The following is a 14,834-nucleotide window of genomic DNA, read 5'->3' on the forward strand; positions in this document are numbered from 1 at the left end:
CGTTGGGATGTGTGAAGGCTGCGGGCAGCCTGCGGAAGGCGCGGAGGAACTGGGGCTGTGGGCAAGAGAAGGCGTGTCGCCGAGGGACGGAAGACCCGTCCGGCCGTACTCGGCGGGATGATCGCCGTGGTGGTCGGCGGCGCCGGACTCGGCGCCTGGGCGCTCTACGGCGGCGGGGCCGCGGCCGACGAGCGGCCCGCCGCCACGGCCGGCCACAAGCCCGTACCGGCCGGCCCGCTCACCGCCACCGAGATACGCACGGCCACCACCCGCTTCCTCACCGCCTGGCACCGGGGCCGGATCTCCGAGGCCGCCGCCGCCACCGACGACCCGTCCGCCGCGCGCAGGCTGCTCACCGGCTACGGCAAGGACGCCCACCTGAAGGACGTCACGCTCACCCCCGGCCCGGCGAAGGGCGCCGCGGTGCCGTTCTCCGTCAGGGCGACGGTGGCCTACCACCACCTCAGCAAACCGCTGTCCTACGGCAGTTCGCTCACCGTCGTGCGCCGGGCGAGCGACGGCAGGCCGCTGGTCGACTGGCACGCCTCCGTGGTCCACCCCGACCTGAAGGACGGCGACACGCTCGTCACCGGCGCGTCCGGCACCCCGCCCGTCAAGGCGCTCGACCGCGACGGCGGCGAGGTGACGGCCGCCCGCTACCCGTCGCTGGGCACGGTGCTGGACGGCCTGCGGGAGAAGTACGGCAAGAAGGCGGGCGGCACCGCGGGCGTCGAGCTGCGCGTGGTGCGCGGCAAGGCGTCCCGGGCGGCCGAGCTGTCCGACAGGACGCTGGTGGAGCTGAGCCGGGGCACTCCGGGCACGGTGCGCACGACGCTCAGCCCGGCGCTCCAGGCGGTGGCCGAGCGGCAGGTGGCCCGGCGCGCGCGTGCCTCGGTGGTCGTCCTGCGGCCCTCGACCGGTGAGATCCTCGCGGTCGCCAACAGCGGCCACGGCTTCAACACCGCCTTCCAGGGCGCCCTCGCGCCCGGCTCCACGATGAAGATCATCACGTCCTCGCTGCTGATCGACAAGGGGCTGGCCGCCGCGGACCGGACGCATCCCTGTCCGAAGACGGTCACCTACGGCGGCTGGAAGTTCCACAACGACGACGACTTCCAGATCAAGGGCGGCACATTCAAGGCGAGCTTCGCCCGCTCCTGCAACACCGCCTTCGTCAGCCAGGCGAAGAAGCTGAAGAACGACGACCTGACCCGGCAGGCCCAGCAGGTCTTCGGCCTGTCCATGAACAACTGGCAGATAGGCGTGCCCACCTTCGACGGCTCGGTGCCGGTGCAGTCGGCGGCCCAGATGGCGGCCTCGCTGATCGGGCAGGGCGGGGTGCGCATGAACCCGCTGAACATGGCCTCGGTCGCCGCCACGGTCAGGTCGGGCACCTTCCACCAGCCCTACCTGGTGTCCCCGGCCGTGGACCACCGCACGCCGGCCACCGCGTCCCGCCGGCTGTCCGCCGGGACGCTGTCCCAGTTGCGCGAGCTGATGCGGTACACGGCCGCCTCCGGCACCGCCGCCGAGGCGATGTCGGGGCTCGGCCCGGACTTCGGCGCGAAGACCGGCTCGGCGGAGGTCGACGGGCAGAAGAAGCCCAACGGCTGGTTCACCGCCTACCGGGGCGACCTCGCCGCCGCGGGCGTGGTCCAGGCGGGCGGGCACGGCGGCGACACGGCCGGCCCGATCGTGGCGACGCTGCTGCGCACGGGCCGCTGAGCCGGCCGGATCGGTACGGGCTCGGCCGGTCGGACTCGTGCGGGCCTCGGCCGGTCAGACCCGTACGGGCTCGGCGCTGTACGTCCGGCGCAGGAACCTGATCAGGGTCTTGGACTCGAACTGCACCACTTCGACGCCGTGGTCGGTGTGGAACTCGACGATGGCCTGGACGCGTCCGCAGGGCCAGACCCGGACGTCGCCGCTCTCGGCCGGCGTCCGCAGCCCCTGTTCGAGGAGGGCGCGGGAGAAGGTCCACTCGTGCGGTCCGGGAAGGCCGACGCGGACGGAGCGGGGGTCGCCGTCGGGGTCGTAGCGCAGCATGACGGGTACGGCCCCCGGGTCCTCCTCGTCCGTGACGATATGGGCGCGCGCGTACTGTTCGACTACCGACATCGGACCGCCCTCTCACGCATCGTGACGTATGCGAAAGCTGTGCATCCGCTTTCTATCCAGCGTCGCACACTTTCCGGATTTCGCCCCGACGAGAGACGAGACCGAGTCTCTCTTGCAAAGCGTTCGCAACAAGGGCCTAAAATCGTACGGTGCACGTACCTGACGGATTCATCGACGCCCCCACCTCCGCGGTCACCGCTGTGGTCGCCGCCGGCGCCCTCGCGGTGAGCCTGCGCGGCGCCCGCCGCGAACTCGACGAGCGGACGGCACCGCTCGCGGGTCTCGTGGCGGCGTTCATCTTCGCCGTACAGATGCTCAACTTCCCCGTCGCCGGTGGCACCAGCGGCCATCTGCTGGGCGGCGCCCTCGCCGCGATACTCGTCGGCCCGTACACCGCCGTGCTGTGCGTGTCGGTGGTGCTGCTCATGCAGGGCGTGCTGTTCGCCGACGGCGGGCTGACCGCGCTCGGGGTCAACATCACCGACATGGCGATCGTCACCACCGTCGTGTCCTACGCCGTCTTCCGCGGCCTGCTCGCCGTGCTGCCCCGCAAGCGGCGCTCGGTGACCGTCGCCTCCTTCGTCGCCGCGCTGGTGTCCGTGCCGGCCGCCGCGGTCGCCTTCACCCTGATCTACGCGGTCGGCGGCACCACCGACGTGTCCCTCACCAAGGTCGCGACCGCCATGATCGGCGTCCACGTGCTGATCGGCATCGGTGAGGCGGTCATCACCGCGCTGACCGTCGGCGCCGTCATCGCCGTACGGCCCGACCTGGTGCACGGCGCGCGCGGCCTGCACCAGCGGCTCCGGCTGCGCGTGGACGGCGTGCTCGTGGACGCGCCGGCTCCCGCTGCGCCCGTGGCGGCGCGCACCTCGCGGCGCACGCTGTGGGTGACCGGCCTCGTCACCTCCCTCGTCCTCGCCGGCTTCGTCAGCTTCTACGCCTCCGCCAGCCCCGACGGCCTGGAGAAGGTCGCGCACGACAAGGGGATCGACCGGAAGGCGCAGAAGCACACCGCGTCCGGCTCGCCGCTCGCCGGCTACGGCGTCAAGGACGTCAGCGACTCCCGGCTGTCCGGCGGCCTCGCGGGCGTCATCGGCGTCGGCGTCACCGTCGTCGCGGGCAGCGCGGTGTTCTGGGTGGTGCGCAGGCGGCGCACCGACGACGTCTCCCCCGCGAACACGGTCGTCTGACGTGGGCGCCGGACACGCGCACAGGCTCTACCGGCACGGGCACTCGCCCGTGCACGCCCTGCCGCCGCACACCAAGCTCGCCGCCACGTTCCTGTTCGTGGTGGTCGTCGTGTCGACCCCGCGCGAGGCGATGTGGGCGTTCGCCGGGTACGCCGTGCTGCTCGCCGCCGTCGCACACCACGCGCGCGTGCCCGCCCGGTTCCTGCTCGGACGGCTGCTGATCGAGGTGCCGTTCGTCGCGTTCGCGGTGCTCATGCCGTTCGTCGCGGAGGGCGAACGGGTGCACGTGCTGGGGCTCTCGCTCAGCGTCAACGGGCTGTGGGGCGCCTGGAACGTGCTCGCCAAGGGCACCCTCGGTGTCGCCGCCTCCGTGCTGCTGGCCGCCACCACCGAACTGCGGGAACTGCTGCTCGGGCTCCAGCGGCTGCGGCTGCCGCCGCTGCTCGTGCAGATCGCGTCCTTCATGATCCGCTACGGCGACGTCATCACCGACGAGATGCGCCGGATGCGGATCGCCCGTGAGTCGCGCGGCTTCGAGGCGAGGGGCGTGCGGCACTGGGGCGTGCTCGCCAAGTCCGCCGGCGCGCTGTTCATCCGCTCCTACGAGCGCGGGGAGCGCGTCCACCTGGCCATGGTGAGCCGGGGATACGCCGGCGCGATGCCGGTCATCGACGAGGTGACCGCGTCCCGCGCACAGTGGCGGCACGCCCTCACCCTCCCCTGCGCCGCCCTCGTCGTCTGTCTGCTGGGATGGGTACTGTGACTGCTTCTCTGGAGGTCTCCGGCCTCGCTTTCGCCTACCCGGACGGGCATCAGGCCCTGTTCGGCGTGGACTTCTCCCTCGCCCGCGGCGAACGGGTCGCGCTCCTCGGCCCCAACGGCGCCGGCAAGACCACCCTGGTGCTGCATCTCAACGGCATCCTCGGCGGCGGCACCGGCACGGTGACCGTGGCCGGGCTGCCCGTCGGCAAGCGGCACATGGCGGCGATCCGGCAGAAGGTCGGCATCGTCTTCCAGGACCCGGACGACCAGCTGTTCATGCCGACCGTGCGGGAGGACGTGGCGTTCGGGCCGGCCGCCGCCGGGGTGAAGGGAGCCGCGCTGGAGGAGCGGGTGCGCACCGCGCTGGAACAGGTCGGCATGCGGGAGTTCGCCGACCGGCCCCCGCACCACCTGTCCTTCGGCCAGCGCCGCCGTGTCGCGGTGGCCACCGTGCTCGCCATGGAACCGGAGATTCTGGTCCTGGACGAGCCGTCCTCCAACCTCGACCCGGCCTCCCGCCGCGAACTCGCCGACATCCTGCGCTCGCTGGACGTCACGGTGCTGATGGTCACCCACGACCTGCCGTACGCGCTGGAGCTGTGCGCGCGCTCCCTGATCCTCAGCGACGGCGTGATCGTCGCGGACGGCCCGACCGGCGAGCTGCTCTCCGACGACACGCTGATGCGGGCACACCGGCTGGAACTGCCCTTCGGCTTCGACCCGAAGACCGTGACGACCGGCGCGTGCCCCCCGGGCTGAGAGACACCTCACGTTCCAGCCCGCCGCCGCCGAGGAATCGCAGGTCCGCGGCCGATGTTGCACCCTCTGTCGCAGGCGAGGGAAGGACGGCGGGCGTGGACGTGCACGGCACTGTGGCCGAGGGCTTCGAGCCGGTCGGGGAGGCGTTCGCAGCGAACTTCGCGCAGTTCGGCGAGCGCGGCGCCGCCGTCACCGTCTACCGCGACGGACACCGGGTCGTCCACCTGTGGGCCGGCACCAAGGACGTCGATGCAGCGGCCGGCGCGGCGCCCTGGGAGGCCGGGACCGCGCAGATCGTGCGCTCCGCCACCAAGGGCGTCGCCGCCGCCGCGCTGCTGCTCCTGCACCAGCGCGGCGAACTGGACCTGGACGCCCCGGTCGGTACGTACTGGCCGGAGTACAAGGCGGCCGGCAAGGATCACACGCGCGTCCGGCACCTGCTCGCGCACCGTGCGGGCGTGCCCGTCCTGGACCGCCCGCTGACCCCCGCCGAGGCGGCCGACCCCGGCACGGGTGCCGCGGCCGTCGCCGCCCAGGCCCCGGTGTGGGAGCCGGGCACGGACCACGGTTACCACGCCCAGACCTACAGCTGGCTCACCGGCGAACTGCTCCGCCGGGTCACCGGCCGTCCCGTGGGCGAGTGGATCGCCGAGGAGATCGCCGGGCCCGTCGGCGCGGACCTGTGGCTCGGCCTGCCGGAAGCGGAGCACGCGCGCGTGGGCCGGGTCGGCCCGCTGGACGCGCCCGCGACCGCCGGCGGTCTCAGGACACGTCCCAAGCGGGCGGTGGCCGAGGCCTACGCCGACCCAGGCTCCCTGACCCGCCGCGCGTTCGCCGCGATCACCCCGCTGCCCGACGAGAACGATCCCGCCTACCGCGCCGCCGCCCTGCCCGCCTCCAACGGCATCGCCACCGCCGACGGGCTGGCCCGCTTCTACGCCTCGCTGATCGGCGAGGTGGACGGCGGCACCCGCCTGTTCACCGCCGGGACGACGGAACTGGCCCGCGCCGAACAGTCGGCCGGGGCGGACCGGGTCCTGGTGGTGAACACCCGCTTCGGCCTCGGGTACATGCTGCACGGCGCCGCGTCCCCGCTGCTCTCCCCCGGCTCCTTCGGCCACCCGGGCCGGGGCGGCGCCCTCGCGTTCGCCGACCCGGACACCGGCATCGCCTTCGGCTACGTCACCAACGGCTTCCGCAAGAGCGTGACGGCGGACCCGAGGGCGCAGGCGCTCGTACGGGCGGTACGCACCGCCCTGGCCCGATCGGCGGGCGCCGCGGTCACACGTTGATCGGGTGCGAGGTCCGCCCGGAGTCCTCGTCGATCTCCTCGTGCGCCTTGGTCAGCAACCGCATGGCCAGTTCGTTGAGCGCCCGGGCACCGGCGACCTCCTCGCCGACCCGGGGCTGGTTCGCGTCCACGCGGTGCCGGCTGGCGCGGCCGTGCGCCCGTATCTCGCTGCCGTCGGGCAGGCGCACCATGGCCACCGCGCGTGTGTGCTGATCGTCCTCCAGGAACTCCAGCTCCACGTGCCATCCCACAGTGGTGTGCATCATGAGGACCACCTCCGAGAACCACTCCTCCCAGGGTGCGCCCCAGCACCCCGGCCCGTCATGTCGGGCGCCGCCCACCTCCCCGACGGTCAGGATCTCCCAGCCCTCTCGGAGGAGCTACAGAGGGCCGCGGGGCTCCTGCCCGGCGACGCCCCGCGAGCCCGGCCCGATGAGCAGGTCGGCGACAAGTGCGAGCCAGGCGTCCGGTGAGTACGGGGCCGGGGGATCGACCTCCATGCCCAACTCGGCGACCGCGATGGCGTAGCCGGACTCGTCGAGATCGAGCGCGAGGAGTTCGTGCAGTTCCCCGATCAGCCGGGCGACGAGATGCGGGTCTGTCGAGCCGCGGTAGTCCTCGACGGCCGAGGCGTGGTCGGTGAACTCGTCGAGCATGTCCTGCGAGAACCAGCCGCCGAGGAACTGGCCCAGCTCCGGAAAACGGGCTTGCCACTCCCAGTGGGTGGCAGGGAGGGCCGGCGGCGGGACCTCACCCGCCTCGATGCTGCGCTTGATGTGGTCGGCGAGGCAGAGGAGCCACTGTTGGACCTCGCCCTCGGCAAGGCCGATGTCCGGGACTGCGTAGAACTCCCCGAGTCGCAACCGCAGCCGCCCCGGCGGATTCTCCGCGTAGTCACGCAACTGTCGCTCCGCGATGGCCAGAGCCCACGGTCGGCTGTGCCAGGTCTGCCGGAGGTACGCGGTCAGGGCTGCGCCGGGCCTGTCCGGGGTGTCGTCCGCCGGATGTCCGAGGTAGGCGCGCATGACCTGGTCGAGCTCGCCGTAGCGGCGGTCGTGTTCGAGAGGGCTCAGGGGCACGGTGGTCAGCCTCTGCGATCGCTACAGATGGACGGGAAACGTGGCGTGGACGGCGAAGCCGTGCGGGAGGGAGGCATCCCGCTTGAGAGTGACGCGGGCGGCCCGCACATCGACGGGCTCCCGCCCGGCCAGCATCATCGCTTGCAGCAGGACGCGTCCGACCGGCTCGGACCGGGACGGCCAGGATGCCTCGATGGTCAGGCGCGAGCGTGTCGACTGGGCGAGCCAGCGGTGGACCAGCTGCTCATTGGCGGTGACAACCTGCTGAGTGGCCCACTGGGCGGTCTCTCGGTCGGGGTAGGTTGCGGAACGGGTGCGCATCTATGAATCGCTTTCAATCCTCGTCAAATGCCCAGAAGACCCCTACTTCGGAGTCTGCTACGACAATCAGACCACAGTCGGTGGTGAAGTCGGACAAGCGATTCCATTCCGTGTCCGGGTTCAGCAGGTCCGGGTCCGAATTGCCTCGAGCCTCGGCCGCGTTGGTGTAGTAGGCGGCCTCCTGTTGGAACCGGGAAAGAATCAGTTCAGCGCAATCGAAAAGTCGCCGTTTGCGAGCCTCGAAATCCGGAATGTTCGCCGCCTGGTAGTACAGGCCTTGTAGAGCGACAAGTAGTTGAGTCGCTGATCTCCACCCGACTCTGTACAGCAGTGCATCGAATTCTTCGACGCGCAGATCGGCGAACGGTTTCTTTTCGGTCTTTTCAATGTTCGAGGTGGGGGGCGGGCAGTTGATGAACCCCCATTTCCGCGGGTCGGAGGCCTCCAGCGCCATGACGGCCTGCACATCGCGGCGCCAGTCCTCATGCCTCCGGGGGCCTGCTGCCGCAAAGGCGAAAGTCCCGCCGAAGAGTTCCAGCAGAGCCGACTGCCAAGAAGTCGAATCGATCACCCGATGTCCTCCATGGTCGATGGTCCGTGACAGATGCAACTGCTCACGGTGAGTCGTTTCACTGCTGAACCGTGTCGCTCGGCATGGAAGTGAGGACGACAAATGGCGGATGACCCCCTGGTCGGGGCCGCAACGCCACATTCACGATATGCGAGTCGTGGGCGGAGGAGTTGCCCCGGGTCCAGGTCCTGCCGACGACATCATTGAAGGTGAGGCCTACCGTGCGCGTGGATCGGTCCGGGTTCGGGTTGCTCGCCAGCCAGTTGGCGATCTTTTGCTGGTTGCGCGGGTCATCTAGGACGGACTGCGTGTAACGCTGCGCTGAGGCCAGGTCGGTGAATGTCGATGCGGCGATCGGGGCGACCGTACCATCCGGGCGAATCTTTGCCTGATCGCGAAGTCTCTGTTCCAGCTGCGCATCCGTTTTTCCTACGTGTTTGTCGATCACGTGCGCGCCTGCGAGCCCCTCCTGATTGGCAAGATCCACAGGATACCGGTGATGGGACTCGTCATCTCCTGCGACCGTGTACAGCGGGTCGCCCTTGAAGTCGGTCAGAGCTCGCGCACCGAATGCCTCGGCTCTGGCGGATTCCGCATTGAAAGTCGGCGCGCTCGTGTACGCCTCGTCCAGCGCCGACATCAGGTCATTGATGCCTCGGACCTGACGGTGAACCCGGTTGTCGTAGGTGGCGACGGCGTCGTTCATGGCGTCTTCGTCGATGTTCAGGACGATACCGACCGACACGTCCGCGACCAGCCCCTTCCCTACGTGCCACAGCCCCTTCACCAGGCTCTTGGCGTCCGTGACGTCCAATTCTCGCGGATCGAGCTGCTTGATGCTGTCCAGCACGGCCTGCCGATAGATCCGGTGCAGGTCGTCGCGAACGTCTTCCGCCGCCTGGGCCACGTTGTACACGGCATCGACCATGGCCTCACAGGTGTCGAACAGGACGGCGAAGACCGGGTGGCTGGTGCCTCTCTTGCGCGCGCCGTCGTTCGCCCAGTCGTAGCCGTCTCGGTTCTGCCCCCAGGCGGACGTGCCCCACAGCGTGCTGCAGAACTGCCGCATGGCGTCGTACCACTCCTGGTCGGACTGGTCGGTGATGCCGCCGATGAAGCTGGTCAGCATCCCGTCCACCATGCTGAGCGTGGTCTGCGGCATCCTCCAGGTCTCAGAGACCTTGTACAGCCGCAGGTGATCGGGCAGTGGGAGGATCTTCGCCGCCTTGCCCCAACGGCACTCGTGTTCCAGCAGAGGACGCAGGATGGCGAGCACTACGGCCTCCAGCCCTTCCAGGGCCTTTTGCGCGAAGTCTTGGCCGGCGTCGAAGTCCCCCCACTTGAAATCGGTGACCGGCCCGTACCTGGGTGGTGTGTCGATCACATGCGGAAGGGGGCGCTGGGGCGCATGGCCTGTTGATGAAGGATGGGTGGCGGCGTCAGCCGCGGCGTAGTTGTTGGCAGTGCTGGTGAATCCGACGCCGGCACCACCGACGCTCACCACGGCCTTGGCCCACACCTCGAGGAATCGATTGGCGACTTCCACGTATGCCTGGGTGAAGTCCTTCATGGCCGAGCCGTTGCCGCCGCCGTCGGGGTACCGTGCCAACTCGTCGACAAACGCCTTGATGCCCCGGTCGAGAGGGTCCTGTTGGCCGGCCACGTCCGAGGAGACCTGGTAGAGGACCGAAGGCGTCACATCGATCTTCCCGTGCCCGGGGGCCGCCGGGGTGGCCATCAGGCGGCTCCCCAGCCGCGCAGGACCGCTTTGTGTGCTGCCGCGTAATTGGCATGGCCGGTGGTGACGTACTGGTGCAGCCACTTCTGTGCCGCTTGCAGGTCCTGTGCGGAGCGGTCCCACTCGTCGAGCTTCTCGACGAAGACCTCGCGGGCTTCGCCCTTCCAGGACAGGACGACCGGTTCGACGCGCTCGTAGAGGTCGTCCAGCTTGCCGTTGAGCTGTTTGAGGATGTCTTCCAGCTCGACGGCCAGTTCATGGAGCGTGGCGAACGAAACAGAGATGTGGTCGCCGTCGGCACCAGTCGGCATGATTCCCCCCTTGGAGTCGGTGACCGTGTTTGCGAGGCCGCACCTGGCACTGCGAACGTCAGAAACCGTCCAGGTTGCTGCGCGGACGAGCCGGATCGTCGTCCGGTCCTGCATTCGGCGTGGAGAGCTTGTCGACCTCACTGTCGACGTCCACGTGGATCCGACGCATCTGTTCGAGCACCTGCAGATCGTCGGCGCTGAAGCCGTCACGACTCATCCGGACGGCTTGCTCCAGGCCCTTCACCACTTCCCGGATACGTACGGCGTCGCCCGCGGCGGCACGATGGAACTCCCGGTACGCCGTTGCCGCCGGCCCCCGCCAGCCGGCCTCGACACGGTCGACGAGTTCGTCCATGCGCCTGATCTGTTTGTCGAGGTGGTCCTGCATCTCGCCGAGGTCGCCCGCGAGCTTGGTCAGGCCCTCGGACGACACCCGCAGGTCGGGACCGCCGTCCTCACCCATGCTGGTGCCTGGTGCACCCATGCCGTATCCCCCCATGTAGGCATCTCGCGTCTCAACTGACCTCTCTACGAGGACATCGACCCTGACGTCTGCCCGAAGTTCCGTCCCGCGCTCACCTGAAGGCGTGCGTGAGGAACTGTGCCCAGGCGGAGGGCGTGACCTTCAGCCGGGCGGTGTCCGGGGTCTTGGAGTCGCGGATGTGGACGGCGGTGGGGGTGGTGGCTACTTCGACGCAGTCGCCGGGTTCGTTGCTGCTGCTGTAGCTGCTCTTGAACCAATGGAGTTCCGGCGTGCTCATAGTCTCCCCAGCGCTCGCTCGATGAAGGCCTGCGACTCCCTCGGCGGAAGAGCCTGCGCCCGGATCATCCCATAGCGCGATTCGAGGATCCGTAGATCCCTGGGGCTCTCGACCGGACGTCCGTTGAAGGCGCCTTCGGATCGGCCGATCGCGGTGCCGTCGGAGAACTTCAGCACCTCGACCAGACCGTGCATCCCGGCGTGCTCTTCCCTTTCGGTGGGCATGACCTGGAGCGATACGCTGCGCAACCGGCTGACCGCCAGCAGGTGTTCGAGCTGTCGACGCAGCACCGCCTTCCCCCCGATGGGCCGTTCCAGCGTCACCTGCTCCTGGATGAAGCTGAGCGAGGGGGCCGGTTCCCGGTCGAAGACGGACTGGCGTCCCACGCGTCCGGCGATCTCCCGCTCGATGACGTCCTCGGACAGCGGCGGATGCCGTACCTCGTACAGCGCTCTCATGTACTCCGGTGTCTGCAAGAGGCCGTGGATGTTGTGGGTGCTGTACAGCAGCATCTCCACCGCGCGGCCTTCCATGTGGGCCAGTTCCCGCACCTTCTTGGGATACCGCGCCTTGCGCATGTCCTCCGTGAACGCCCGCAGGTGACCTTGCGCCCGCAGCACCTGGTCCGCCCGGTCCAGGAACTCCGGCCGGGGAATCCGCTGGCCCCGCTCCATCTTGCGGATCATGTCCTCGCCGTACCCGGTGACCTCGCCCAGGTCCGGGACCCGCATCCCCGCCGACTCCCGGCACACCTTCAGCAGGCGTCCCACCGCCTGCACCACGGGTTCGATCTCGTCCCCCGGTTCGACGTCCCAACCCGCCTCGTCCACATCCTCGTTCAACGTCCCACCTCCAGTCGCAGCCGTACCCGTACAACGCGAGGGACAGCCGGGACAGCACGGGACAGAGGCGGGACAAGGGAAGGCCGGTGAGGGTGTGGCCCCGTTCCCACGGGGTGACCCTCACCGGCCGTTGTCGGAGGCGCCGCGTCAGGCGCGTACCAGTTCCTTCTCCGCGTCGGGGTCGGCGGCGGTGCGCAGCCCCTCGCCCTCGACGTCGACGTTGGGCAGTGCGCGGTCCAGCCACTTCGGCAGCCACCAGGCCCGCCGGCCGAGGAGGGCGAGGACGGCCGGGACGATGGCCATGCGGACGATGAACGCGTCGAAGAAGACGGCGATCGCGAGGCCGAAGCCGATCATCTTGACCATCGACTCGCTGGAGCCGATGAAGCCGGAGAAGACGGCGATCATGATGACGGCGGCGGCGGTCACGACGCGCGCGCCGTGCCGGAAGCCCGTCACCACGGCCTGGCCGGGGCTCTCGCCGTGGACGTACGCCTCCCGCATGCGGGTCACGAGGAACACCTCGTAGTCCATCGCGAGGCCGAAGACGACGCCCACCATGAAGATCGGCATCATCGACATGACCGGTCCGGTCTGCTCGACGTTCATCAGGCCGGACAGCCAGCCCCACTGGAAGACGGCGACGACGGCGCCGAGGGCGGCGAGCACCGACAGCAGGAAGCCGAGGGCCGCCTTCAGCGGCACCAGGACCGAGCGGAACACCACGATCAGCAGGAGGAAGGCCAGGCCGACGACCAGGGCGAGGTAGGGCAGCAGGGCGTCGTTCAGCTTCTGCGAGACGTCGATGTTCATCGCCGTCGAGCCGGTGACGAGGACCGTGGAGCCGGTGTCCCGCGCGATGTCCGTGCCCTTGTCACGGATGGCGTGCACCAGGTCCTCGGTCGTCGCGGAGGACGGCTTGGACTTGGGGACGACGGTGATGGTCGCGGTGTCGCCGGCCTTGTTCGGCGTCGCCGGCGTGACCGTGACGACGTCCTTCAGGCCCTTGATCTGGTCGTGGACCTCGGTGAAGGCGGCCTTGGGACGGGCGCTGCCCTTGGCGTCGACGACGACCATCAGGGGGCCGTTGAAACCGGGGCCGAAGCCCTCGGAGAGCAGGTCGTAGGCGCGGCGCTGGGTGGTGGAGACGGGCTGGGAGCCGTCGTCGGGCAGGCCCAGCTCCAGGGAGGTGGCCGGAAGGGCCGCCGCGCCGAGGCCGACGACGCCGAGCAGGAGCACGGCGACCGGCCGGCGGACGACGAAGCGGGCCCAGCGGGTGCCCATGTTGGGGCGGCCGGGGTTCTTCGGGGCCCGGCCGCCGCCGAGCAGCCTGCTCTTCTCACCGGTCGGCTTGACCTTGCGGCCGGCGTAGCCGAGCAGCGCGGGGATCAGCGTGAGGGCGATCAGGACGGCGATGGCGACGGTGCCCGCGGCGGCGACGCCCATCTTCGTCAGCATCGGGATGTTGACGACGGACAGGCCGACGAGGGCGATGAGGACGGTCAGGCCGGCGAAGACCACCGCGGAGCCGGCGGTGCCGACGGCGCGGCCGGCGGCTTCCTCGCGTTCGTGGCCCTCGGTGAGTTCGGCGCGGTAGCGGGAGACGATGAACAGGGCGTAGTCGATGCCGACGGCGAGGCCGATCATGGAGGCCAGGGTGGAGGTCGTGGAGCCCAGGTCCAGGGTGGAGGCGAGCGCGGTGATGGTGGAGACGCCGATGCCGACGCCGATGAGCGCGGTCAGCAGGGGCAGCCCGGCAGCGAGCAGGGAGCCGAAGGTGATGACGAGGACGACGGCGGCGATCGCGATGCCGATGACCTCGCTGGAGCCGGTCTCGGGCGTGGCGTTCAGGGCGTCGCCGCCGACCTCGACGGTCAGTCCGGCGTCCCGCGCGTGCTGGGCGGCGGCCTTGAGGGCGTCCCGGGAGGAGTCCTCCAGTTCCATGCCGGAGACCTTGTACTTCACCGAGGCGTAGGCGACGGTGCCGTTCTTGCTGACGGCGTGGCCGCGGTAGGGGTCGGCGACGGAGGCGACCTCGGAGCCGCTTCCCAGCTCCTTGACGGTCTTCTCGACGGTCGCCTTGTTGCCGGCGTCCGTCATCTTCCCGCCGTGGCCGTCCTTGAAGACGACCCGGGCGGTGGCGCCGTCGGCGCTCATGCCGGGGAAGCGCTGTTCCAGCAGGTCGAAGGCCTTCTGGGCCTCGGTGCCGGGGATGGAGAAGGAGGTGTTGCCGGCCGCCGGCGCGGAGGCGGCGCCCACCCCCGCGAGGGTGAGCAGGGCGACCCATAGGAGGGCGACGAAGTGGCGTCGCCGGAAGGCGAGCCGGCCGAGTTTGTAGAGGAACGTGGCCACGGAGGCGTACTCCCGGTCAGGTCGTGGATTCAGCTGGGCAGGGGTGATCAGCCCGACGACGTGAGCGGTGACGTCAGGTGGAGGCTGGTTCGGGGCTGGTTCGAGGGGAGTGTCAGTCGGTCCGCACGCCGAGGGCGGGGAGGACCACGGCGTCGATGTACGAGGTGAGGAAGGCCTGGGTGGGCGGCTGGTCGTCCAGCAGGGCCCGGGTGGCGAAGCCGCCGACCATCATGTGCAGCAGGAACTCGATCGCCGGGCAGTCCGGATGGACCTCGCCCCGGTCGATCGCGCGCTGTATCACCTGCCGGAAGCCGCCCATCTCGGGGTCGACCATCTGGTCCCGGAAGGCCTCGCGCAGATCGGCGTTGTGGTGCATCGCCATGGCGACGCCCCGCATCAGCGCGGAGTTCCGCTCCATGGTGCAGTCGTCCTCCAGCGCCACGACGGCGTGCAGGTCGCCGCGGAGGGAACCGGTGTCGATGTCCCCCGTGTGGATCCGCTTGCCGTGTCGCAGCGCCTTGACGACCAGCTGGGCCTTGCCGCCCCACTGGCGGTAGAGCGTGGCCTTGCTGGACCGGGTGCGGGCGGCCACGGCGTCCATGGTGAGGGCGTCGTAGCCGACCTCCCGGAGCAGGTCGAGGACGGCTTCGTACAGCTCGGCCTCCCGCTCGGGGGTGATCCGGCTGCGACGCGCCGTCGAGACGGCTTCGGTCATGCCTGTCACCTTCCCCGCTTC

At 69.9% G+C, this 14,834-nt stretch carries 17 protein-coding genes; 5 read left to right on the forward strand and 12 right to left on the reverse strand.

Annotated features, from left to right (window positions below; genetic code table 11):
* Positions 1 to 57 precede the first annotated feature (57 nt).
* Positions 58 to 1,725, forward strand: coding sequence for a penicillin-binding transpeptidase domain-containing protein (locus AB0F03_RS05930; protein ID WP_361986951.1), 1,668 nt, complete (start codon positions 58 to 60; stop codon positions 1,723 to 1,725).
* A 54-nt stretch (positions 1,726 to 1,779) separates the two neighbouring features.
* Here the strand turns inward: AB0F03_RS05930 and AB0F03_RS05935 are convergent, their stop codons facing one another.
* Complete coding sequence (locus AB0F03_RS05935; RefSeq protein ID WP_361986952.1) at positions 1,780 to 2,118, reverse strand: SsgA family sporulation/cell division regulator; 339 nt, start codon at positions 2,116 to 2,118, stop codon at positions 1,780 to 1,782.
* A gap of 149 nt (positions 2,119 to 2,267) precedes the next feature.
* Between AB0F03_RS05935 and AB0F03_RS05940 the strand changes: the two genes are divergently transcribed.
* The 4 genes from AB0F03_RS05940 to AB0F03_RS05955 all read left to right on the forward strand — a co-directional run bounded on the left by AB0F03_RS05940 (position 2,268) and on the right by AB0F03_RS05955 (position 6,124).
* Positions 2,268 to 3,311: an energy-coupling factor ABC transporter permease gene (locus AB0F03_RS05940; protein WP_361986954.1), complete on the forward strand. Its 1,044-nt coding sequence runs from the start codon at positions 2,268 to 2,270 to the stop codon at positions 3,309 to 3,311.
* 1 nt (position 3,312) lies between these two features.
* Entirely contained in the window at positions 3,313 to 4,074 is a 762-nt protein-coding gene (gene cbiQ / locus AB0F03_RS05945; RefSeq protein WP_361986955.1) for a cobalt ECF transporter T component CbiQ, read from the forward strand.
* Positions 4,062 to 4,832 (forward strand): ABC transporter ATP-binding protein, encoded by a 771-nt coding sequence (locus AB0F03_RS05950; RefSeq protein ID WP_361986957.1) that lies wholly within the window; start codon positions 4,062 to 4,064, stop codon positions 4,830 to 4,832. Before cbiQ ends, AB0F03_RS05950 begins: the two co-directional genes overlap by 13 nt.
* A gap of 95 nt (positions 4,833 to 4,927) precedes the next feature.
* On the forward strand, positions 4,928 to 6,124 hold the full coding sequence (locus tag AB0F03_RS05955) for a serine hydrolase domain-containing protein (RefSeq protein ID WP_361986959.1): 1,197 nt from the start codon (positions 4,928 to 4,930) through the stop codon (positions 6,122 to 6,124).
* On the opposite strand, the gene AB0F03_RS05960 is transcribed toward AB0F03_RS05955, so the two are convergent.
* The 11 genes from AB0F03_RS05960 to AB0F03_RS06010 all read right to left on the reverse strand — a co-directional run bounded on the left by AB0F03_RS05960 (position 6,114) and on the right by AB0F03_RS06010 (position 14,813).
* Positions 6,114 to 6,389: a DUF1876 domain-containing protein gene (locus AB0F03_RS05960; RefSeq protein WP_361986961.1), complete on the reverse strand. Its 276-nt coding sequence runs from the start codon at positions 6,387 to 6,389 to the stop codon at positions 6,114 to 6,116. The genes AB0F03_RS05955 and AB0F03_RS05960 overlap by 11 nt on opposite strands.
* 114 nt (positions 6,390 to 6,503) lie before the next feature.
* On the reverse strand, positions 6,504 to 7,202 hold the full coding sequence (locus tag AB0F03_RS05965) for a contact-dependent growth inhibition system immunity protein (protein ID WP_361986962.1): 699 nt from the start codon (positions 7,200 to 7,202) through the stop codon (positions 6,504 to 6,506).
* A gap of 21 nt (positions 7,203 to 7,223) precedes the next feature.
* The gene (locus AB0F03_RS05970; RefSeq protein ID WP_361986964.1) at positions 7,224 to 7,523 is read right to left on the reverse strand and encodes an RNase A-like domain-containing protein; all 300 of its coding nucleotides are present in this window, start codon (positions 7,521 to 7,523) and stop codon (positions 7,224 to 7,226) included.
* A 13-nt stretch (positions 7,524 to 7,536) separates the two neighbouring features.
* The gene (locus AB0F03_RS05975; RefSeq protein ID WP_361986966.1) at positions 7,537 to 8,094 is read right to left on the reverse strand and encodes a hypothetical protein; all 558 of its coding nucleotides are present in this window, start codon (positions 8,092 to 8,094) and stop codon (positions 7,537 to 7,539) included.
* A 58-nt stretch (positions 8,095 to 8,152) separates the two neighbouring features.
* Positions 8,153 to 9,832 (reverse strand): RNase A-like domain-containing protein, encoded by a 1,680-nt coding sequence (locus AB0F03_RS05980; RefSeq protein ID WP_361986967.1) that lies wholly within the window; start codon positions 9,830 to 9,832, stop codon positions 8,153 to 8,155.
* The gene (locus AB0F03_RS05985) at positions 9,832 to 10,143 is read right to left on the reverse strand and encodes a WXG100 family type VII secretion target (protein WP_361986969.1); all 312 of its coding nucleotides are present in this window, start codon (positions 10,141 to 10,143) and stop codon (positions 9,832 to 9,834) included. Before AB0F03_RS05985 ends, AB0F03_RS05980 begins: the two co-directional genes overlap by 1 nt.
* Positions 10,144 to 10,201: 58 nt before the next feature.
* Positions 10,202 to 10,606 carry a WXG100 family type VII secretion target gene (locus tag AB0F03_RS05990; RefSeq protein WP_361986971.1) on the reverse strand — a complete coding sequence of 135 codons (405 nt, stop codon included), beginning with the start codon at positions 10,604 to 10,606 and terminating at the stop codon, positions 10,202 to 10,204.
* A 112-nt stretch (positions 10,607 to 10,718) separates the two neighbouring features.
* Complete coding sequence (locus tag AB0F03_RS05995) at positions 10,719 to 10,904, reverse strand: DUF397 domain-containing protein (protein WP_361986973.1); 186 nt, start codon at positions 10,902 to 10,904, stop codon at positions 10,719 to 10,721.
* Positions 10,901 to 11,746 carry a helix-turn-helix transcriptional regulator gene (locus AB0F03_RS06000; RefSeq protein ID WP_361986974.1) on the reverse strand — a complete coding sequence of 282 codons (846 nt, stop codon included), beginning with the start codon at positions 11,744 to 11,746 and terminating at the stop codon, positions 10,901 to 10,903. The genes AB0F03_RS05995 and AB0F03_RS06000 overlap by 4 nt, the downstream gene beginning before the upstream one ends.
* A gap of 147 nt (positions 11,747 to 11,893) precedes the next feature.
* Positions 11,894 to 14,098 (reverse strand): MMPL family transporter, encoded by a 2,205-nt coding sequence (locus AB0F03_RS06005; protein WP_361986976.1) that lies wholly within the window; start codon positions 14,096 to 14,098, stop codon positions 11,894 to 11,896.
* Between the two features lie 112 nt (positions 14,099 to 14,210).
* The gene (locus tag AB0F03_RS06010; protein WP_361986977.1) at positions 14,211 to 14,813 is read right to left on the reverse strand and encodes a TetR/AcrR family transcriptional regulator; all 603 of its coding nucleotides are present in this window, start codon (positions 14,811 to 14,813) and stop codon (positions 14,211 to 14,213) included.
* Between the last annotated feature and the right edge of the window lie 21 nt (positions 14,814 to 14,834).

It is taken from the genome of Streptomyces sp. NPDC028722, assembly GCF_040637655.1.
Lineage (GTDB): Bacteria > Actinomycetota > Actinomycetes > Streptomycetales > Streptomycetaceae > Streptomyces.